This is a genomic window from Roseovarius sp. YIN77 (assembly GCF_057219155.1).
This window is the reverse complement of the sequence record NZ_JBXVVI010000002.1, coordinates 291,349-311,388: the sequence shown is the minus strand read 5'-3', so window position 1 is coordinate 311,388 and position 20,040 is coordinate 291,349. Positions and strand designations below refer to the sequence as shown.

Here is a 20,040-nt window from a genome sequence, read left to right as displayed (position 1 = left end):
TTCATACTCCCGCGCCAGGCTTTCAACACTGCGCCCGGTTCGCACCAGCGCGACCATTTGATCCCTGAATTCCGCAGGGTACGGGTTCCTCGTTCTCGGCATGAAAAACATTCTCCTTCATCGATAAAAAGTGTCCATCAAACCGGGGGAACTCCAGTCAATGCCACAAGCTCAGACCTACGAGTAAGCAATTCATATCCCAGTGACAGCATTGCTCGATTTCGCAAGCCTATAGAATTGTCAGGCCGTACATCAAGAAATGCATCTAGGTACTTTCGTGTCAGTCCTTTTGCTAGCTTGGGGCGCGTGAGTTTTGCGCGCCGTATACGGCGAAATGTGATGTTAATATCTTCATCCCAAGTGGGATCGGGGAGACATAAAATTCGATGAGCTTTACGGATCGCATAGAGACGCCGACGAACTGTTGAAGGCGCCTTACCCGGAGCCTGCTCTTCTAAAAACCGGCATATGTCAGGAACCGCAGCCGGAAATGGCACGATCCCCTGTTCCATGCACCAATTTTCAAAGATTGCGATATCTGAATAGTAGGATTTCAGGGTCGGCGGTGCATAAGCGCCCTCAAGACGCTTGAATTCATGCCGCCAATTGTGTTCGAATCCAGCCATTGTACGCATAATTAGTTTTTTTTGCGTATATTATGCAATATAAATGGATATGCGCAAGTGATAACAGCATCTCAGATTCGAAGCGCCAGAGGCGCACTTGGATGGTCAGCCTCTCACCTTGGCAATCTGGCAGGCTTATCACTTCGAACGATCCAAACCTCCGAAACTGACGGGGGCGAGTTGAAGATTAGGAAAAGTTCACTCTTAGCAATTAAGACGACTTTAGAATCCGCCGGCATCGAATTCATCGGCACATCCGAGGACGCACCAGGAATTCGCATTCACGGCGGATCATCAGAAACGTGATCAAATCTTAGCATAAACCTGAACGCAGCCCTCAAAGCACAATTTACGAAACGCCCTTGCGCTTATTGCGACGATTGCGCTCGCGGCACTCCTCGCATATCTGACACAGCCTCCACCAGATCCAGCCCTAGGTGATTTCCCGTCAGATAAAGTCGCTCTCGCCATTGCATTTGCCGCTCTAATCCTCCCGGCAGCGCGTTTCTACGCGCGCAGTCTAATCTGGATGGTACCAGCTGCCCTAATTTTCGGCGGCACAATCGAGCTAATTCAACCCTAAGTGGGACGCTCTGGCGAATGGATGGATTTTGCCGCTGATCTGTTTGGAGTACATGTCGGCATTGCAGCGGGCTTAACTTTATGCGCAACAATCCGAAGACGGGTCAAAAGGCATTCATAATACATTTGAGCCATATTGCGGCTAGCGATATCCATACTTTGCACGGAATTCATTAGCTTTATCCCTTTTCTCCCGATGAATCCCGGCACACTCAAAACTTCTCAATTGCATCCTTCCCATCTCTCAGTAGGCGGCGAACATGTTTCTGAAACTCCAGATTCTCAGCCGTGTACATACCGTGTTTCAGAGCGTTCTGATTTCCTATTGGCGCACATGATCCTTGCGCGCCTCCATGCATCCGGCACCGTTTCTTACCCCTGACCGCGGGTGCCCGACAGGGCGTGCCTCTGCGGGTTTTAGCCCCACAGCGTGGTGTGGCCAGCATCGCCCCGGTATTTCTTTTATGCGTCCCGGCCATTCATTTTGATCGCTTTGAAGGCGCCTTGGCGTTGTTGCGGGAACCCTTCCCGGGCATCTCAGATTTGCGCTCGATTGCGGAGGGCGTCCCCGGTTTAGCGGTCCCGGCCAAGCCAGCCTCAACGTTACCAACAATTGCCTGCCCGCCTGGCTCAACATTCACATGTTCAATGGTCATTTTTTGTTGACCTTTGCCACGGTGCTTGTTCAAGGCGGCGAGCTGTAGGGCGTAAAGGGCCATCAGTTTTTATGCATGTTTGAGATTCTGAACTCGCGCTTCAAAAGTTTGGTTTGGCACCGCTGCACGGCGCAAGCAATCCAACGCCGCCGAATGCGTTCCGACCATCTGCATCGCCAACATGGTTTCGGCCGCATCCTGTGGCTCTAGTCCCTCGAACAACTCGATGGCCCGAACAATGCGTGCGTTCAACTCGTCTTTACTCAAGGATTCAGGAGGCCATAACAACTCGGCGATCTCATTCAGTTTTCGGCTTTCGACAATATTCCGCGCGACATTCACATAAGCCTCAATAGGATGGAGCTCGTTCACGGGGAGTCGGCAAGTCCTAAACGCGTCGAGCAGTTTCCGATCTTCTTTATCTTCGGGTTCTTCGGACCGCCCCGGATAGGTCGCTCTTTTTGCCATTCTACTCCACCTCGGTCACTTGGATGATTATTGGCACTATAGCAGATCCTGAACGCTAACTTTAGTACCGATTTGATACTTAAATATACTGTGCGCAGGGTTGTTTTAAAAATTTTCTCGCAACCTCCCCCCTCCTCCGACTCAAACCGCCGATAATATGCACTGGTACAATGCTAAAAATCGACCCGGACACCCACAAAATAGCGGATGCCTCCATCAAAGGGTGAACGCTCAAAATGTAGGTTTTACTCTAGACGTAACCGGGCCAAAACAGAGACGAAACAACTCCACAGAACCGCTTCGCCTCTTGGCTGATCTCGTTTCCGTGCTCGCAGCACCATGCTTGACACCGCGCAATAAATGCGGACATCGGGCCATTGGCATCAGCACCCGGTGGGCGGTTTCCAGGTTGGGATTGAAGCGCTGAAAGGGTCAAGACTGAATCCAGGTTCAGCACCGTGCGCCCTGACCCATTTCTATCAGAGAAACCCTACCCCAAAATTCCTTCAATCTTCGCCAGTGTCGCCACGTTCACGGCCACCCCTTCCTTGGCGGAACGTGCGCGTTTTCCTCCGCGGCCATCGCCGGGCAGGTGGGCGCCGGGTTGGGAGCGGATTGCTTCGACCAGGGCTGCCATATTGTTCGCAAATCCGCCGTCAGATGTGGCGGAAGGATCAATCGCGATGAAGAATTGGCCGGTTTTGGGCGGCCCGCCTGCGGTTCCGGAAAACGGTGATGCGCTGATGCCCAGCGTGGCGCCGGTCAGGGCCGCGGCCATGATCTCGGTCAACAGGGCGATACCCACACCCTTGTAGCCGCCAGAGGGTGCCATTGACCCCTTCAGCCCGACATTCGGGTCGGTTGTCGGGTTGCCATCAGCATCCAATGCCCAGCCCTCGGGGATTGGCTTGCCTTCGCGGGCGTGTTTCATCACCTCGGATTTGGCGATGGTGCTGGCGCTTTGGTCAATCAGGATTGCGGGCTGACCATCCGGCCCCGGGGCGGCGATGGAAAACGGGTTGGTGCCGACAACAGGCTTTGCCCCACCCGACGGCGCGATAGAGGCAGGCGCGTTGGTGAACCCAATCCCAACCAAACCGGCCTGAGCCAGACGGTAGGTGTGATAGCCCAGCACCCCGCAATTATAGCTATTACGGATCGCCAGTGCCGCGATGCCCTGTTCACGGGCCAACGGGATTAAGGTTTCATAGCCCAGATCAATGGCTGCATGGGCAAAACCGGTGGCCGCATCCACGGATACCACGCCCGGACGCGGGCGGGTCAGGACAGGCGCTGCCTGCCCGTCCACCTTACCGCATTGAACATGCTCGCAATAAATCGGGATATAGGCCAGACCGTGGCTGGCCACGCCGTCGGCCTCTGTCCCGGCCGTCGCAACAGCCAGGGGCCTTGCGTTTTGCTCTGACGTGCCGGCGGCAACCAGCGCACGGAAAGACAGGTCTTCGATTTCAGCGAGTGTGAGTGTTTTGGTTTCGACCATGTTTTCCTCTAATCAATCATTGTCAGTTGTGCCCGCACCGGCACCCAACAGTCGAGATTCCTCTGTCGCTGGTGCATAGGTGCGATGGGCAAATTCGTTAAGTGTCGCCCAAACTTCTGCTGCGGGCGCGCCACGGGTTGTTGTACTTGTCGGGGTACCCAAATCCCCGCCGATCCGCACGGATACCCGATCCGCACGACCCGGCAAATTACCTGAGAGACTCAGAGAGTTACCATCAGTACAGGCAACGCAATCGCCCATATCCACCGTGATATTTTCCTGCAACTTGCGTGCAGCAATTGCAGAAAACTGCAGCAAAATTGCTGGTTGGGTGACAGAGGCCATTTGGATTTCACCCGATTTCAACCGATTGGCCGAATCTGCCAGCGCCGCCCCTGCGGTAATGGTGCACAGCTTGCCTGCCGCAGTCCATTCACCGCCCAAATCAGCAGGGCGTCGGCTCTCTGGGTCGCTTCCGTCGAACTCTTCCAGAAAGGACGCCAATATTCCACAGCCATCCAATCCTTGCGCGCACAGCCAGCGCGCGATCTTGCCGGATTCTTCGGCCAGACCCCAGCTGTAACCAGCCCCACGGGTTGCTTTTTTCGATGTTGCTTCGACTTCGTTCAGTGAAAAGCTCATGCACCCACCTCCGGATAGACCCATTGATCCGCCCGTTTTGCGGACAGTTCTTCAGGATATGGCGCGCCTGAATACATACAGATGCGCAGCCAACGATCTGACCGCGGGTCAAAATGCGTGGCCCCAAAGAAGGACAGTTTACAGCGCAGCATATCGATCGGCAGGATTTCAGCGCTGATCGTGTTGTCCTGAATTTCCCCATAGGGGGCAACCTGCCGGATCTGGATACGCCGCACGGTATGGCGGTGTTCCGGATGTTTCAAAAGGAATTCAGCCACCGTCAGGTCGCCATCCCATTTGGCCAGATCACCATGCGCCATGGCCGCATCGCGGGCCGGGGCCAGAGGTTGTTCATACTCCGCAATCGGCTCATCAAAACGTTCGCCCAACCGCGGTTCCAGTTTCTCTTCAGACACATACCAGGCCCGTGCACATTGCTGCCGGTCTGACCAGTCTTTGTCCAATGCCCAGCCAAACTGTTCGGTCAGCAAATCGCGCAACCGATCAATGCTCATCGATCCGTCGATATAGAACGCATCCATATTGCTGTTGGACATGGCCGCACCCAGATCATCAACCAGGTCGCCGTAAGGTTCCAGGATAAGCGAGGCAACCAGTTCCTGCCCCTCTTCGCTCAGCGCGCCTTCGGACCAGCTCACAATCCGGTTCCATGGGTGGTCAGAGGTCAGATCATCCTCGGCCAGGTAGCCTGTGATCGCCTCCAGATCGGCCCGCAGTGCCGCCAGCTTTGCAATCTGAATTTCATGCTCTGAATGCCACCAGGACATGGACAATTTGCTGCGCTCATACACATCGCGGAAATGGTCGATCTCCTCGGCAGAGGCTGTTTCCAGCGACCGCACACGGGCAATTGCCTCTTCACGTGCGGCTATCCAATTGTTGAACAAAACCGGATGGTTCACCAGATAAGGCGCCATGCCCAACCCGGTGGAGTTGCCAATCCCCATCCAACGGGCGATCTCAGGGTCCAGTTGGGCGGTCTGATCACCGCCTCGCACATTGGCCATGTGCTGCACCAGGTCACGCACATAGACACGGGTCAGATAAACCGACAGCATCTCCGCCTGAAACGGCGCCTTCATCTCCGTCCGATCGGCAATCACCTCGCGATCTGCAGCCCCCAGTTTGCCGGAACCGTAAACCGCCGTGGTGCGCATCAGATAGCCGACGGCATAAACCTTCTCCAAGTCAGGTTGTTTGCCAGAGGCAAGCGAATCCACAAAATGTTCCCACAAGCGCACAGAGCGGTTGGCGCGCGAAACAGAGATTTCCTTCTCGCTCACCCGCCCGGCTTCTTGCAGCGGAATGTTTTTCGACAGGCGCTCGATATCCTCAGCAGTTGGGATACCATCATACAGCGTAAAGGTGGAATCCCACGCTGTTGCAATCACCCGGTCCGACCGCATCTCTGGTGGCAGATCATGGGCAAACGCAACCAAGGAATAAGCCCGCTCCGGCCCTTGGGCCGTATACACGGCGACACCCACACCCTTGTCATCAATGTCAAAGACCGGCCGGGAAAAACTCCAGTTTTCCCTGGCCATACGGCGGGTAAGTTGCCGCATGAAACTTAGCCTGCATTGATGCAAAGATCCCAAACGTGACAGCCGCATCACAACGGCCGGGTCCCTCTGGGGAATGTGTGTCGACGCGAGTTTTTCCATATACGTTATCCTTGTGGAATGAAATTCTCCGCGTAAAAGCGGTACCAGTTGTTGCCCATGATCCCATCAACATCTTCGTCGCTTAGACCTGTCGCGCACAGACCTGCCCGAATGTTTCCAAAATCACGGTTGTCGTTGAACCATTTCGGCATCGGGGGGAAGCCCGGTGCGCTGGCAGATCCTTCGCCATAATCGATTTCCTTGGACCAGCGGCCAACCCGCATCCATTCAACGATGCTATCTGGCTGGTCCTGGCACAGGTCGGTGCCAATCCCCAAATGCTCCGCCCCGTATTTTTCGGCAGTCCGGGCGATCATCTCGCAGAAACTTTCCAAGGTGCAATCCGACTTGCCCTTCAGGTGGTGCGGATAGACGGAAAAGCCCAGCATCCCGCCATTTTCCGTAACGGCGCGGATGACGTCATCTTTTTTGTTGCGCAGGGCCGGTGACCAGTCATACGGGTTGGCGTGGGTGATCGCGATCGGGCGCTCAGAAATATCTGCGGCCTCGATCGTGGACCGATCCGCCGAATGGCTCATATCCACAACCAGACCAACCCGGTTCATTTCCTTGATCACTTGCTTGCCCATCCGGGTGATGCCGGGATCCTCGGCCTCGTAACAACCGGTCGCCAGCAGGGACTGGTTATTATAGGTCAGCTGCATGAACCGTGCGCCCAGCGTATGGACAATTTCCACCAGACCGATATCATCCTCGATCGGGCTTGGGTTTTGGAAGCCAAAGAAAATCGCGGTGCGGCCGGTTTCACGGGCTTTCTCTACGTCAGAGGCCCACTGCCCCTTCATGATCAGGTCCGGGTATTGTTCAAACCACCGGTTCCATTTTTCAAAGTTCAGAACCGTCTCGCGAAAGTTTTCATGATACGAAATCGTGACGTGAACGGCATCCACACCGCCCTCACGCATCTGTCGGAAAATTTTCTCCGACCAGTTGGCGTATTGCAGGTTATCGATCAGAAATCCGGTCATGATGGCTCCCTGGTGGGCGTATGAATACTTTTACTTGTTTTGACGGGGCGAGGCGTCTCGTCCCGTCGCTATCGATCAGATCCCTCTACCTAATAACGAGAGAAATACTTTGATCTAGATCAGACCGGATTACCGGCGCTGATATAGGCGGTTTTAACCGTGGTGTAGAATTCCGCAGCCGCCCGGCCCTGTTCGCGCGGCCCGTAAGAGCTGTCCCCACGACCACCAAACGGCACGTGGTAATCTGTCCCGGCAGTCGGCAGGTTAACAGTCACAACACCAGTTTGGGCGTTGCGACGGAAATGGGTTGCACGTGCCAGGTTTTGCGTCACGATCCCAGAGGTCAGACCAAAATTGGTGTCATTGACGGTGGCCAGGGCCTCGTCATAGCTGTCCACTTTGATCACCGCGGTCAGGGGCGCAAACATCTCTTCCCGGTTTATACGCATATCATTGGTGGTGTTCAGGAACACGCCTGGGGACATGTAAAAGCCTTCATGCGGCATATCCAGACGCGCGCCACCACAGGCCAATTCTGCGCCCTCGGATTTACCCAGATCAACATAGGCGAGGTTTTCGTTCAGCTGCTGTTCGCTGACCACGGGGCCCATCTGAACACCAGCCTCCAGAGCATGGCCAACCTTCATCGCTTGTGCACCGGCAATCAGCTTTTCAGCAAACGCATCATGGATGGCACTATGCACGATCAGACGCGAAGACGCGGTACATTTCTGACCGGTGCCGCCAAAGGCCCCGCCCAGCGCAACCGTCACAGCCAAATCCAGATCGGCATCATCCATCACGGCCAAGGCGTTTTTGGATCCCATCTCCATCTGCACCTTGGTCAGGTTTTGAATGGCGGCGGTTGCAATGCCTTTGCCAACCGGCACAGAACCGGTGAAGGAAATCGCGTTTACTTTCGGGCTTTCGACCAGACGTTGACCAACGGAACGCCCTGCGCCCATCACCAGGCTGAACAGACCTTTCGGAATGTCCTGACGGTTGATGATCTCGGCCAAAGCCACGGCAGAGGCCGGGGTCACATTGGCAGGTTTCCACACAACGGCGTTGCCATAGCATAGCGCCGGGGCAATTTTCCACGATGCGGTGGCAGTGGGGAAGTTCCACGGGCTGATGATCGCAACAGTGCCGATCGGTTCACGGCGTACGTCGATTTCCACACCAGCGCGCACTGAATCAGCATTCTCGCCCAACTGGCGCAGACATTCAGCGGCATAGTAGGTAAAGAACTGACCGGCACGATAAACTTCGCCCTTGCCTTCGGCCTGCGGCTTGCCCTCTTCGCGGGCCAACAGTGTTCCCAACTCGTCTGCACGGGCGATCAGTTCGTTGCCGATAGCCATCAGAACGGCCTGCTTGCGCTCCATGCCATAAGCGGCCCATTCGCGCTGTGCCACACGGGCCTGATCCAGTGTTGCCTCCAACTGATCACCGCTGGCTTGCGCAAAAACGCCCACCAGATCCGACAAATCAGAAGGGTTACGGTTTTCAATCTCGCTTTCGCCTGCCAGCCATTCGCCAGCAATCAGGTTCAGTTGAGTCACGATTAATCCTCGAGTCCATGAATATCAGTTAAGCTTGTTTGTGGACTTTCGCATAGGCATCAGTCAAACTCAAACAACTTAACACCATTTCAGGGTTATTGAAGTATGGCAATAAGAACCAGTATGCTCCGCTGTTTCTGCACTGTCGTTCAAACAGGCAACCTGGCAGAGGCCGCAGATCGCCTTGGCCGAACTCAATCGGCCATCTCCATGACGCTTCGCCAACTCGAAGATAACCTTGGCAAAAAACTGTTCGAAGGAGAGCGTAAAAATCGCCTGTCCCCCTTTGGGGAGCAAGTCTTTGAATTGGCGCTCAGGCAGGTCCGCCACTACGATCAAACCTTGCAAAGCATCAATCTGGCGGCAGAGGCCAATCACGGGCTGATCCGTATCGTCTCCGTTCCCTCTGTTGCGGCCCTGATCTTTCCGTCTGTACTGGACCATGTCACGGGGCTCTTTCCGGGCGTTAAAGTTGAACTGCGCGACACCCACACATCGCAGGTGATCGATGCGCTGGCAGAGGGTAAGGCCGATATCGGCATTGCCTCTGGGTATCACCCCTTAAACGGTGTGACGGCAGAACCCTTGTTTTCCGACAGATATGGACTGATCGGTGCGTCAGATCACCCCCTGATCACCCAGGACAAAACACTGGAAATCGCAGATATTGATCCATCCGTATTTTTCCGCAATGCGTTGTGCGATCTGATTGAAACGCCAGCGTTTTCCGGGATACTCGATAATTCTGACGTGACCATTCAAAACACCCACTCCCTGATCACCATGGTAAACACCGGGCGCTGGGTCACTGTTCTGCCTAAAACCGTCGCCAAATTTGCCCCCGAAACAGTATCGTTTCGTCCGATTGTCGACCTGCCAGACAAGCGTCAGGTCTATCTCTATCGACGCGAACGTACCCGGTTCAAAGACCTGACCGATACCTGTTTTGATTTTATCAGTTCTCTGGATTTTGACTAAGCGTTTTGCGCGCAAATCCTGGCGGACCAGCCACCCTGACAACATTCCCCCTTGACCCCGCTGTCCCCCATGTCAAAACCCTATTCCATGAGCACTGGTATTCTTTCGATTGATCTGGACGCCATCGCTGCCAATTGGCGGGCGCTTGATGGCCTGTCAGACCCTACCGTAGAAACCGCCGCGGTGGTCAAGGCTGATGGCTATGGTCTGGGGGCAGACCGCGTGGCCCGTACCTTGGCCCATGCAGGCGCGCGGCGGTTCTTTGTCGCAGTGGCCGAAGAGGGCGCCAAAGTGCGCGAGGCCTTGGGCGAAGCGGCTGAAATTTGCATCTTTGCCGGTCACATGCGTGGCGACACGGACATGATCGGCGATCTGGGCCTGATCCCGATGTTGAACTCTCTGGATCAGGTCACCCGTCATCTGGAGGCCCTGCCCGGCCACCCTTTTGGCCTGCAGCTGGATACGGGCATGAACCGTCTGGGGATGGAGCCCGGTGAATGGGCGGCGCTGCGCGATATCGTGGCAGGCCTCAACCCCACTTTGATCATGAGCCATCTGGCCTGTGCCGACACGCCTGACCATCCGATGAGTCAACGGCAATTGCGTGATTTTATCGACATGACCGATGGCTTCAACGCCCCGCGATCTTTGGCAGCCACCGGTGGCATCCTGTTGGGCAGTGATTATCATTTTGATGTGACCCGCCCCGGGATCGGCCTTTACGGCGGGCATCCCTTTGCCGAGGCACAGCCCGTGGCGCATCTGACCCTGCCCGTCATCCAGATCCGCGATGTTCTGGCGGGCGAAAGCGTGGGTTACGGCAACACCTGGGTGGCCGATCGGCCGGCCCGAATAGCCACAGTATCGTCTGGCTACGGCGACGGTCTGCTTCGCGCAATGGGCGGCAATCTATCGCTTTATTCCGGCGACACGCCCTGCCCTGCAGTTGGTCGCATTTCGATGGACCTGATTGGCGTCGATGTCAGCCACTTGAACCATTTGCCAGAGGAACTGGATATCCTGACACCACTGCAAACCATCGACACCTTGGCCGACGCCGCTGGCAGCATCGGATATGAGATTCTGACCTCTCTCGGGCCCCGCTATGATCGCCGCTACATTCAGGGGCGCAGATGACCCGGTTTCTGGCCACCATAGGCGCCTCTGTCCTTGCCTTTCTCGCCGCGATAGGTCGGGTGACGCTCTTTGCCGCCCAAACCGTTACGCATTTCTTCCGCCCGCCTTTTTATCCCAAGGAATTCGCACAGGCGCTGTTGAATGTCGGCTATCTCAGCTTACCCGTCGTTGGCTTGACGGCATTTTTCACCGGTGGCGCGCTGGCGCTGCAAATCTATTCTGGCGGCGCACGGTTCAATGCAGAGGCTGTGGTGCCCCAAATCGTCGCCATCGGCGTTGTGCGTGAATTGGGGCCCGTTATGGTCGGCCTGATGATCGCCGCGCGCGTCACCTCCTCTGTCGCAGCTGAAATCGCCTCGATGAAGGTGACGGAACAGATCGACGCGCTGGTGACGCTGTCCACCCACCCGATGAAGTACCTGACCGTGCCTCGGGTTCTGGCCGGGCTGATCTCTGTGCCGATCCTGGTCGCAATAGGTGATACGGTCGGTATATTTGGCGGCTATATGGTCTCGACGGGGCGGTTGGGCTTTAACACCCAGGCTTATCTGCAAAACACCGTCGATTTTATTGAAATGCGCGACGTGGTCTCATCTCTGGCTAAGGGCGCGGCCTTTGGCTTTCTCGCCACGTTAATGGGCTGCTTTTACGGCATGAATTCGGGCCGCGGCGCCATGGGTGTGGGCCGCGCGACCAAGGCATCGGTCGTCGCTGCCGCCGTCCTGATCCTTGCCGCCAATTACCTGCTGACAGAAATGTTCTTCTCCGCATGATAGACCTTCATAATGTCCACAAGGCCTTTGGCGCCAAACAGATCCTGAAGGGGGTCAATCTGTCGATCCCCAAGGGGGAATCGATGGTCATCATCGGCGGATCCGGTACCGGCAAATCCGTCACCCTGAAATGCGTTCTAGGCCTGATTACACCCGATCAGGGGGCCGTGACCGTCGAGGGCCAAGACGTCACCCAATTGCGCCAAGGTTCTGCCGAGCGCGACGCCTTCCTCGCCCAGTTCGGGATGCTGTTTCAGGGTGGCGCTCTGTTTGACAGCCTTCCCGTCTGGCAGAACGTGGCCTTTCGCCTTTTGCGCGGATCACTGAAACGGCCAAAGGAGGAGGCGCGCGAGATTGCCATCGAAAAACTCCGCCGCGTGGGGCTGAAATCCGACACGGCAGATCTCTTCCCCTCTGAACTGTCCGGCGGTATGCAAAAACGTGTGGGTCTTGCCCGCGCCATCGCTGCTGAGCCGCAGATCATCTTTTTTGACGAACCCACAACCGGGCTCGATCCGATCATGTCGGGCGTCATTAACGAGTTGATCCGAGAGATCGTGGTTGAAATGGGCGCCACCGCCATGACCATCACCCACGACATGACATCCGTCCGCGCCATCGCCGACAAGGTCGCCATGCTGCATGACGGCATCATCCAATGGACCGGCCCGGTGGGTGACATGGACCACAGCGGCGATCCCTATCTGGAACAATTCGTCAGCGGCAGTGCAGACGGGCCGATAGAGGCGGTGCGGTAGTTTACTTAGCACCCATACGCCCGGCGGCACCGCCGGGCAGCGCCCGACCCGCCCCATGGGCGGGCACTTCTCGCCCACCCCGGGTCTGGGCTGCCCTCATACAATCAATCAGATTTCGTAGGCCGGGCTTCAGCCCGGCATCTACGCCTCGGCCTGTAACTCCCGCAATACCTCCATCGCCCTCTCTGCCATCCGCTCTGGCACGAACGCGTGGTCATGATGGGTGGCGGCGACCATGTTGCAGGCAATATTAGCGTCGGCAAGGGCCCCTGCCACGGCGGCGGTCAGGCCGACGCCTTCCAGATCGGAATAGACCTGCAGGGTGATCTGTTGCATGGGGGCATCAACATCAAACCCCACCTCCTGTGCCACTTCGACCGGCAGAATAAATGACATGCCCTCTGCCTCCGCAAAGCTCGCAACCGCCTGCGGGGCCACCTGCGCCATCACGTCCGCATCATCAGTGGAGGCAAAAACAAACACCCCCGGCTGCAGTTCCGGCGTCATGCCTGCGATCATCGCCTGCCTGTCAGAAACAGTGCCCATGCCCTATGCCAACCCCGCCTTTTCCAGCCCGCTCAGGTAAATCTCTAACTGTTCCGGGTCGCGCAGGTAAAACAGCCGTTCGCGCACGAAATCACGGGTGATGCCCGGGCGCAGGGTCTGCAAATCGTCCAACGCCTGTTTCGCCTTTGCCAACTCTCCCATATGACCCAGCGCTGACGCCTTGATCGCCGTCGCCCAGTAATGCGAATTTGGCACGGCTTCTGCCTGTGCCGCCCACGCGGCCGCAGCCGGAAAATCGCGCCGGAACAGATGCGCCGTCGCCCCATAGCCCAGAAACGCCCAGCGGTACGGGTCTGACGGGCTCAGCCGAACCGCCTCATCAAAACAGGGGATCGCGGCCTCCATATTCCCGGCATAGGCCAGCGTGTCTCCCAGCGCACAATGGGCCTGCGCCATCGATGGGTTCAACCCGATCGCCGCCTGCAATTCGGTCACCGACCGATCATATTCGCCCCGCGCCAGATAGACTCGGCCCAGCGCGAACCGTCCGACCGCATCGTCGGGGTCCAATCGGCAGGATTTACGCGCCAATTCCAATGCCTCGTCCAGCAGTGCGCCGACCTCCCCAGCCTCAAAATAAATGGCAGAGATCACCATCGCATAACTCAGCCGCGCATAGGCAGCGGCGAAATGCGGGTCCCGCCGGATCGCCTCGCGGAAATAATGCTGGGCGCGGGCGTTGGTTTCAGCCGCAAATTCATACTGCACCGCCAGACCTCGGTGATAGCATTCCCAGGCCGACATTTCGCCCTCGTCCAACTTGCGCGCTGCCTTGCCTGCCAGCCGTTCCAGCTCTGCATCGACAGAGGCGGCAATGGTGTCCGACAGTTCATCCAGCACGTCATCCAGATGGTCGCATTCCCGGTCATACCGCGTGACCCACAGATAGCGCCCGGAATGTGGTTCAGCCAATTGCACGGTCAGGCGCAGGTTGCGGTCATGACGACGCAAGGACCCATGCAGCACATAATCCAGCGACAACTGCCGCCCCAAATCCGCCAGCTGCGCCGCCGTCAGCCGGGGCCCCTGTAAATCCGGGCTCGCCAACACATCCAACCAGCGAAAGCGCGACAAATGCGTGGTGACATCTTGTGACAACACCTCTGCAAAATACATCTCTTCGGCATCCGATCCCATCGTGCCAAAGGGAACCACGGTAATGGCAGAGCGTGTCTCATCCGCAGCAATCGGTGCGGTGCTCATCGTTTTTTCCGCCTCTTTCCCTGCGCCCGCTTCGATCGGCACCATAAAGCTTTCGCCCTTAATCTCGCTGATCAGCCGCTTCAGATCCGGGCCAGGTGTGACATCCAGTTCGTCTTTCAACTGCTGTTCATAGGCATTGTATTGCTGCACCGCCGCTGCGCGTTCGCCCGACTGTGCCAAAAGCCGTATCAAAACCATATGCGATGCATCACGCAGGGGATCAATCGCCACCAGCCGGCGGGCGGTTTCCAACGCGGCGTCGACCTCTCCGGCCTGCCGCTGCGCCTCTGCCGCACGTTCAAAGACTTTGGCAGCCAAGGTGGCTACGCGTTGCCGTTCCGAGGTGATCCAATCCTCAAAATCGCTTTGCTGACCGTAAAGCCCTTCCAGCAACATATTGTTCATAATGCTAACGGCGCGAATGGCCGCCTCTGGGGTGGGATCCCCAGCCAACTGGGTGAACTCATCCACATCGACATGCACCTGTGCCGGGTCCAGACCCACACGGTCGCCCTCCACTACGATCGCATCACCAAGATCACTGTTCAGCACCCGACGCAGTTTGGCGATGGCTTGGCGCAGGCTCTGGCGCGCCTGATCGGTAAAACGATCCCCCCAAAACAGCGCCATCAACCTATCCCGTGACGGTGGCATCCCAGTGTTTAGCGCCAGATAGGCCACCAGACCCAACGTCTTGGCCCCGCCCAACGGCACCTCCTGCCCCCCGGCATCGGTCACCGTCAGCGGCCCAAACAGTTTTATCGAAATCATCGCGCGCCCTCTCTTGGTGAAACTCTAAGCCGAAAGCCGCAATCAGTGCAATTTTTCCTGTATTTCTGCGAAAATACCCACGTCCGGAAAAAACTAACGCCGAATTCACGGCGTTTGTCGGGCGCGCTTCACGGTGATAGCATGCAAGATGCTCATATTGGGATCATCAAGATCAGATCATCAGGAGATCACCAATGACCCGCAAAACCGAATGTACCGTCGCCGCATTGCCCGCACCACAGATCGTCGGCCCCTATTCCCGCTGGCCACGACAGGCCCAAGACCGCACCGATCAGACTCTTACATTTTCCAGCATCGCTGGCGTCGGCGCCCCGGCGACCTATTGCAACGCCATCGCCAAACGCTAATCCCACGCTTTCACACAGGATCCAGCCATGAACAAGACCGACCGCAATATCCAAGCAAGCCCTGTCAAACGTGCAGGCCTCTACGATTCCATCCTTGATACGGTCGGTCACACGCCTGTCGTCCGGGTCAACAACCTCGGCCCGAAACATGTCGACCTCTATGTAAAACTGGAATCCTTCAATCCCCTTGGCTCGGTCAAGGATCGTCTAGCCCTGGGCGTGATCGAGGCGGCAGAGCGTGACGGATCGCTCAAACCCGGGCAAACCGTGGTCGAGGCCACATCGGGCAATACCGGCATCGGCCTCGCCATGGTTTGCGCGCAAAAGGGCTATCCGCTGGTCGTCACCATGGCAGAAAACTTCTCGATCGAACGGCGCAAGCTGCTGCGTTTTTTGGGGGCCCGTGTAATCCTGACCCCGGCGGCGGAAAAAGGCTCTGGCATGATTGCCAAGGCCGTTGAGCTGGCCGAAAAACATGGCTGGTTCCTGACCCGACAGTTCGAAAATGACGCCAACCCCGACACCCATTCGCGCACCACGGCCGAGGAAATCCTTGACGATTTCGGTGGCACCGGGCCGGATTACTGGGTCTCTGGCTTTGGCACCGGCGGAACCTTCCGGGGTGTGTCACGGGTGTTGAAGGCCAAAAGCCCAACAACCACCATCGTCGTGGCCGAACCTGACAATTCCCAACTTCTGACCAGCGGTATCGCGCAAGAGCGCAATCCAGATGGCTCCGCCGCTGCCAGCCACCCCAATTTCCGCCCGCATCTGATGCAGGGCTGGTCGCCAGATTTCATCCCGAAAATCATGGGCGAGGCCGTCGATGCCGGACATTATGACATCCACCAACCCGTCGCAGGGGATGATGCCCTGCAAATCACCAAGGACCTCGCCACCAAAGAGGGCATCTTTTGCGGTGTCACTGGCGGGGCCACCTTTGCCGCCGCCCTGAAAATTGCCGAAACAGCGCCCGAAGGGTCCAAAATCCTCGCTATGATTCCGGACACTGGCGAACGCTACCTCTCCACCCCGCTGTTCATGGATGTCGAGGAAAACATGACGGCAGAGGAACACGACATCGCCGCCTCTACCCCGCGGTTCCGCTTTGACGTGGCCAGTTCATCTGCCCCGGCGGCAATGGGAGAGGCCAAACCCAAAATCCTGGCCGAAGTCGACAAGATCATCGCAGACCCGGACCAACCTGTCGTGCTCTTTGCGCTGGAATGGTGCGAGTTCTGCTGGTCCGTGCGCAAAATGTTCGCTGCCGCAGGGATCCCCTACCGGTCCGTCGATCTGGATTCCGTCGCCTATCAGGAAGGCAACCTGGGCACCGAATACCGGGCCGCGCTGCTGAAAATGCTGGGTAGCCCGACCATCCCGCAAATCTTTGTCGGTGGAACGCATGTGGGCGGCGCGACGGAAACCTTTGACGCCTTCAACGATGGCAGCCTGCGCGCCATGCTACGCAAGAACAAAGTCGCCTTTGACGAGGAAATGAAGCGCGACGCCTACAGCTTCTTGCCCAACTGGCTGCACCCGCGGTGAAACACGACACCCGGCATATCGCCCCGGCGGATCCGCTTCTGGACCACGCGGCACGATATGCCGGGCGGTTTAGAACCCGATCCAAACCCCTGCACCCGACCGAGGGGGCCGCAACGCTGCGTCAGCGGTTCTGCATCCCCCTGCCGGATCAGGGGCGCGACGGCCAGGACGTCATCGACGCCCTTATCCAAGCTGCTGAACCGGGGCTCGTCGGAAACACTGATGGGCATTTCTATTCCTGGGTTATGGGCGGATCAGACATCACCGGGGTGGCCGCCGATTGGCTGACCTCTGTATGGGGTCAAAACGCCGCCATCTATCAAACCGCTCCTGCCGCCGCGATCGCCGAAGAGGCCGTCGAGACTTATCTCCTCGACCTGCTGGACCTGCCCCGACATTCTTCGGTCGGTCTGGTCACCGGGGCCACCATGGCGGGCTTTGTCGGGCTGTCTGCCGCCCGCCAACAGGTACTGCACCGTGTCGGGTTCGATTTGGACAAGTTTGGCCTGCAATCTGCCCCCCTGATCCGGATATTCCTGTGCGAAGACTCCCATATCTGCAACTTTTCCGCCCTACGGTTTTTGGGATTTGGGGAGGCAAATCTGGTCCGCATCCCCGCCAATGAGCAGGGCGTGATGCAAATTCCGGCGCTAAAACAAGCCTTGACCGACAACCCCAGCCCCGCGATCATTCTGGGCCAGGCTGGGCATATCAATTCAGGGGGCTTTGATGATTTTACCGCGCTGGCCGATCTGGCGCAGGCGCATAACGCGTGGCTTCATGTCGATGGCGCCTTTGGTCTATGGCTGCGCCTATTGCCGGAAAAATCCCACCTGACCGCCGGGCTGGACCGTGCTGACAGTTGGTCCGTCGATGGTCACAAATGGTTGCAATTGCCCTATGATTGCGGCTTTGCTATCCTGCGCGACAGCACCGCTCATCGCCGCGCCATGGACATCTCTGCCGCTTATCTGAACCAAGACCCTGATGATGGCCGCAACCCGACCGAATTCAATCCAGAGCTATCGCGCCGCGCCCGCGGTTTTGCCGCCTGGGCGGTCATGCAGGCCAAAGGGCGGAATGGCATTCGTACCCTGATTAGCGATCATTGCCGATATGCGGAACGGCTGGCCGACCGTTTGTCCAAAACCGAAGGTCTGAATGTCATAAACCGCATCGATGCCAATCAGATCGTCCTGTCCTGCGCTGACCCCGTGACCGGGCGCACCTCCCCCACCCTGACACAGGCCTTGGCCAATCGTCTGAATACAGGTGGTCAGATTTTTGTCCGCACCACTGTGTGGCAGGGCGAAACCCGCCTGCGCCTGTCAGTGATCAGCGGCGCAACCGGTAGTGCAGAAATCGACGCGCTCGCCGACCTGATTGCAGGGGAATGGGCGGCCCTGCGCGACTGACGACCACAAAATTCACACCGACGTAATACCGACGTTGTGCAGCCGCGTTACAGCATGCCTAAATCTGGCGCACCGGATCGTTCAGTCGCTGGCGCGTTTCCCAATTCGGATCGATCCACACATCGGCGTTCGACGCCGGCAAAGGCTCTTTGCCCATGATCAAATCCGCCGCCCGCTCCCCCACCATGATCGAAGGAGCATTCAGGTTACCATTTGGAATCATTGGGAAAACGGTGGAATCGACCACACGCAGATTTTCCATCCCCCTGACCCGGCATTCGCTGTCCAGAACCGCCATAGGATCGTCATCCGCCCCCATCTTGCAGGTCCCGCACGGGTGATAGGCGGTCTCTGCCTCCTCGCGCACCCAGGCATCGATTTCATCATCACTTTGAACATCGTCTCCAGGCGAAAATTCACTGTGATAATAAGCATCTAGCGCCGGTTGTCGCATGATTTCACGGGTCAGACGAACAGCCGTTCGCCAGTCCTGCCGGTCCTCTTCTTCCTTCAGGAAGTTGAACAAAATCTCCGGATGATCCGTCGCATTCGGCGTCTTAATCCGCACATATCCCCGGCTTTTGGCCTTGTTCGGCCCGATATGCACCTGAAATCCATTATCACGAAACGCCGCATCTCCCTGATAGCTGATCGCACCGGGCAAGAAGTGATATTGGATGTCCGGCCATTTCAGGCCTGCACGCGAACGGATAAAACCGCCTGCCTCAAAATGATTCGTGGCCCCCAGACCGGTTTTGAACATCATCCATTCCAGCCCGATCATCCCCTGTTTGATCAAGGACAGTTTCGAATTCAGGCTCGGCCCTTTGTTGGCCCTGATCTGGAAAAACGTCTCCAGATGATCCATCAGGTTTTCACCCACTCCGGGCAGGTCATGTACCACATCCACACCTGCGTTTTTCAACACTTGCGCAGGCCCAATGCCTGACACTTGCAGCAGAACAGGCGTATTGAACGCACTGGCAGAGATAATCACCTCCCGCTCCGCATACGCCTGTTTTTTCACGCCTTTTGTGGTGTAATCGATGCCGGTCGCGCGCTTGCCCTCCAGTATAATGCGCTGTGCCACTGAATGGGTTTCGACCTTCAGATTGGCCCGTCCCCGGATCGGATCCAGATAACCTCTCTTGGCACTCCAGCGCAAACCCTTGTCCACAGTCATGTGATAGGCGCCAAACCCTTCCTGCTGATATCCATTGTAATCTGCGGTGGCCGGATATCCCGCCTCCACCGCTGCTTTGACAAAGGCCTGATATAACGGAAACCGCGTTTGATCATTGCCTTTGTTGACCCTGAGCGGCCCATCAGATCCGCGATATTCATCACCGCCATCGACAAAGGTTTCAGCGCGTTTGAAATAGGGCAGCACATTGCGATAGCCCCAGCCCTTGGCACCCATCTCCTCCCACTGGTCATAGTCCAACGCATGTCCGCGCACATAGACCATGCCATTAATCGCGGATGACCCCCCCAGCCCCTTGCCACGGTGCTGACCAATCCGGCGATTGTTCATGTAAGGCTCTGGTTCGCTGACATTTTTCCAGTTGAAGGCATTGAACCTCATCGGCCAGGCCAGCGCTGATGGCATATCGACAAAGATATTCCTGTTCTCGCCGCCCGCCTCCAACAGCAGCACAGAGTTCTGACCATCTTCAGTCAGGCGGTTGGCTAATGCGCACCCCGCCGAACCAGCCCCAACGATGATATAGTCAAAGCGCTCCATCACACGGCCTTTCCCAACAGCAATCCGATTCCGACAACATATTTGGGTTGGTTCCTACGGACGA

General features: G+C 57.1%; 18 protein-coding genes and 1 pseudogene. 8 read left to right on the top strand and 11 right to left on the bottom strand.

The features are described 5' to 3' along the window. Positions 1 to 137 precede the first annotated feature (137 nt). From AC2D8P_RS05265 to AC2D8P_RS05230, 8 genes are all read right to left on the bottom strand, one after another. On the bottom strand, positions 138 to 626 hold the full coding sequence (locus AC2D8P_RS05265; protein WP_484701097.1) for a tyrosine-type recombinase/integrase: 489 nt from the start codon (positions 624 to 626) through the stop codon (positions 138 to 140). 794 nt (positions 627 to 1,420) lie between these two features. Next, entirely contained in the window at positions 1,421 to 1,654 is a 234-nt protein-coding gene (locus AC2D8P_RS05260) for an HGGxSTG domain-containing protein (protein ID WP_484701121.1), read from the bottom strand. Positions 1,655 to 1,933: 279 nt separating this feature from the next. Further along, positions 1,934 to 2,332 carry a hypothetical protein gene (locus tag AC2D8P_RS05255; protein WP_484701095.1) on the bottom strand — a complete coding sequence of 133 codons (399 nt, stop codon included), beginning with the start codon at positions 2,330 to 2,332 and terminating at the stop codon, positions 1,934 to 1,936. A gap of 490 nt (positions 2,333 to 2,822) precedes the next feature. Further along, a complete protein-coding gene (locus AC2D8P_RS05250) occupies positions 2,823 to 3,833 on the bottom strand; it encodes an Ldh family oxidoreductase (RefSeq protein WP_484701093.1) in 1,011 nt (336 codons plus the stop codon). A gap of 12 nt (positions 3,834 to 3,845) precedes the next feature. Continuing rightward, on the bottom strand, positions 3,846 to 4,475 hold the full coding sequence (locus tag AC2D8P_RS05245; protein WP_484701091.1) for a DUF3726 domain-containing protein: 630 nt from the start codon (positions 4,473 to 4,475) through the stop codon (positions 3,846 to 3,848). Beyond that, positions 4,472 to 6,160, bottom strand: coding sequence for a hypothetical protein (locus tag AC2D8P_RS05240; protein ID WP_484701090.1), 1,689 nt, complete (start codon positions 6,158 to 6,160; stop codon positions 4,472 to 4,474). The genes AC2D8P_RS05245 and AC2D8P_RS05240 overlap by 4 nt, the downstream gene beginning before the upstream one ends. Positions 6,161 to 6,165: 5 nt before the next feature. Beyond that, positions 6,166 to 7,149, bottom strand: a complete 984-nt coding sequence (locus AC2D8P_RS05235) for a membrane dipeptidase (RefSeq protein ID WP_484701088.1) — start codon at positions 7,147 to 7,149, stop codon at positions 6,166 to 6,168. A 119-nt stretch (positions 7,150 to 7,268) separates the two neighbouring features. Then, entirely contained in the window at positions 7,269 to 8,714 is a 1,446-nt protein-coding gene (locus AC2D8P_RS05230; protein WP_484701087.1) for an aldehyde dehydrogenase family protein, read from the bottom strand. A 105-nt stretch (positions 8,715 to 8,819) separates the two neighbouring features. Between AC2D8P_RS05230 and AC2D8P_RS05225 the strand changes: the two genes are divergently transcribed. The 4 genes from AC2D8P_RS05225 to AC2D8P_RS05210 all read left to right on the top strand — a co-directional run bounded on the left by AC2D8P_RS05225 (position 8,820) and on the right by AC2D8P_RS05210 (position 12,360). After that, a complete protein-coding gene (locus AC2D8P_RS05225; protein ID WP_484701085.1) occupies positions 8,820 to 9,692 on the top strand; it encodes a LysR family transcriptional regulator in 873 nt (290 codons plus the stop codon). Positions 9,693 to 9,779: 87 nt separating this feature from the next. Continuing rightward, positions 9,780 to 10,829, top strand: coding sequence for an alanine racemase (gene alr / locus AC2D8P_RS05220; RefSeq protein ID WP_484701084.1), 1,050 nt, complete (start codon positions 9,780 to 9,782; stop codon positions 10,827 to 10,829). Beyond that, complete coding sequence (locus AC2D8P_RS05215; RefSeq protein ID WP_484701082.1) at positions 10,826 to 11,602, top strand: MlaE family ABC transporter permease; 777 nt, start codon at positions 10,826 to 10,828, stop codon at positions 11,600 to 11,602. Before alr ends, AC2D8P_RS05215 begins: the two co-directional genes overlap by 4 nt. After that, positions 11,599 to 12,360, top strand: a complete 762-nt coding sequence (locus AC2D8P_RS05210) for an ABC transporter ATP-binding protein (protein WP_484701081.1) — start codon at positions 11,599 to 11,601, stop codon at positions 12,358 to 12,360. Before AC2D8P_RS05215 ends, AC2D8P_RS05210 begins: the two co-directional genes overlap by 4 nt. 141 nt (positions 12,361 to 12,501) lie before the next feature. Here the strand turns inward: AC2D8P_RS05210 and AC2D8P_RS05205 are convergent, their stop codons facing one another. Both AC2D8P_RS05205 and AC2D8P_RS05200 read right to left on the bottom strand, forming a co-directional pair. Further along, a complete protein-coding gene (locus AC2D8P_RS05205) occupies positions 12,502 to 12,906 on the bottom strand; it encodes an ACT domain-containing protein (protein ID WP_484701080.1) in 405 nt (134 codons plus the stop codon). A 3-nt stretch (positions 12,907 to 12,909) separates the two neighbouring features. Beyond that, complete coding sequence (locus AC2D8P_RS05200) at positions 12,910 to 14,901, bottom strand: BTAD domain-containing putative transcriptional regulator (RefSeq protein ID WP_484701078.1); 1,992 nt, start codon at positions 14,899 to 14,901, stop codon at positions 12,910 to 12,912. Between the two features lie 194 nt (positions 14,902 to 15,095). Between AC2D8P_RS05200 and AC2D8P_RS05195 the strand changes: the two genes are divergently transcribed. The 4 genes and pseudogenes from AC2D8P_RS05195 (at position 15,096) to AC2D8P_RS05180 (ending at position 18,232) form a co-directional block, all read left to right on the top strand. Then, positions 15,096 to 15,269, top strand: coding sequence for a hypothetical protein (locus tag AC2D8P_RS05195; RefSeq protein ID WP_484701077.1), 174 nt, complete (start codon positions 15,096 to 15,098; stop codon positions 15,267 to 15,269). 27 nt (positions 15,270 to 15,296) lie between these two features. Then, positions 15,297 to 16,376, top strand: a pseudogene (locus AC2D8P_RS05190) (PLP-dependent cysteine synthase family protein); the annotation flags it as partial. 33 nt (positions 16,377 to 16,409) lie between these two features. Next, positions 16,410 to 16,817: a glutaredoxin family protein gene (locus tag AC2D8P_RS05185; RefSeq protein WP_484701119.1), complete on the top strand. Its 408-nt coding sequence runs from the start codon at positions 16,410 to 16,412 to the stop codon at positions 16,815 to 16,817. Continuing rightward, entirely contained in the window at positions 16,814 to 18,232 is a 1,419-nt protein-coding gene (locus AC2D8P_RS05180) for a pyridoxal phosphate-dependent decarboxylase family protein (protein ID WP_484701075.1), read from the top strand. Before AC2D8P_RS05185 ends, AC2D8P_RS05180 begins: the two co-directional genes overlap by 4 nt. A 58-nt stretch (positions 18,233 to 18,290) precedes the next feature. Here AC2D8P_RS05180 and betA read toward each other — a convergent pair whose 3' ends face one another. Then, positions 18,291 to 19,976, bottom strand: a complete 1,686-nt coding sequence (gene betA / locus AC2D8P_RS05175; RefSeq protein WP_484701117.1) for a choline dehydrogenase — start codon at positions 19,974 to 19,976, stop codon at positions 18,291 to 18,293. Positions 19,977 to 20,040 lie beyond the last annotated feature (64 nt).

Bases quoted from the DNA above. Each gene is read 5' to 3' on its own strand.
- AC2D8P_RS05265 (WP_484701097.1), bottom strand. From the start codon at position 626: ATGGCTGGATTCGAACACAATTGGCGGCATGAATTCAAGCGTCTTGAG.
- AC2D8P_RS05260 (WP_484701121.1), bottom strand. From the start codon at position 1,654: ATGCTGGCCACACCACGCTGTGGGGCTAAAACCCGCAGAGGCACGCCC.
- AC2D8P_RS05255 (WP_484701095.1), bottom strand. From the start codon at position 2,332: ATGGCAAAAAGAGCGACCTATCCGGGGCGGTCCGAAGAACCCGAAGAT.
- AC2D8P_RS05250 (WP_484701093.1), bottom strand. From the start codon at position 3,833: ATGGTCGAAACCAAAACACTCACACTCGCTGAAATCGAAGACCTGTCT.
- AC2D8P_RS05245 (WP_484701091.1), bottom strand. From the start codon at position 4,475: ATGAGCTTTTCACTGAACGAAGTCGAAGCAACATCGAAAAAAGCAACC.
- AC2D8P_RS05240 (WP_484701090.1), bottom strand. From the start codon at position 6,160: ATGGAAAAACTCGCGTCGACACACATTCCCCAGAGGGACCCGGCCGTT.
- AC2D8P_RS05235 (WP_484701088.1), bottom strand. From the start codon at position 7,149: ATGACCGGATTTCTGATCGATAACCTGCAATACGCCAACTGGTCGGAG.
- AC2D8P_RS05225 (WP_484701085.1), top strand. From the start codon at position 8,820: ATGGCAATAAGAACCAGTATGCTCCGCTGTTTCTGCACTGTCGTTCAA.
- alr (WP_484701084.1), top strand. From the start codon at position 9,780: ATGAGCACTGGTATTCTTTCGATTGATCTGGACGCCATCGCTGCCAAT.
- AC2D8P_RS05215 (WP_484701082.1), top strand. From the start codon at position 10,826: ATGACCCGGTTTCTGGCCACCATAGGCGCCTCTGTCCTTGCCTTTCTC.
- AC2D8P_RS05210 (WP_484701081.1), top strand. From the start codon at position 11,599: ATGATAGACCTTCATAATGTCCACAAGGCCTTTGGCGCCAAACAGATC.
- AC2D8P_RS05205 (WP_484701080.1), bottom strand. From the start codon at position 12,906: ATGGGCACTGTTTCTGACAGGCAGGCGATGATCGCAGGCATGACGCCG.
- AC2D8P_RS05200 (WP_484701078.1), bottom strand. From the start codon at position 14,901: ATGATTTCGATAAAACTGTTTGGGCCGCTGACGGTGACCGATGCCGGG.
- AC2D8P_RS05195 (WP_484701077.1), top strand. From the start codon at position 15,096: ATGACCCGCAAAACCGAATGTACCGTCGCCGCATTGCCCGCACCACAG.
- AC2D8P_RS05185 (WP_484701119.1), top strand. From the start codon at position 16,410: ATGGGAGAGGCCAAACCCAAAATCCTGGCCGAAGTCGACAAGATCATC.
- betA (WP_484701117.1), bottom strand. From the start codon at position 19,976: ATGGAGCGCTTTGACTATATCATCGTTGGGGCTGGTTCGGCGGGGTGC.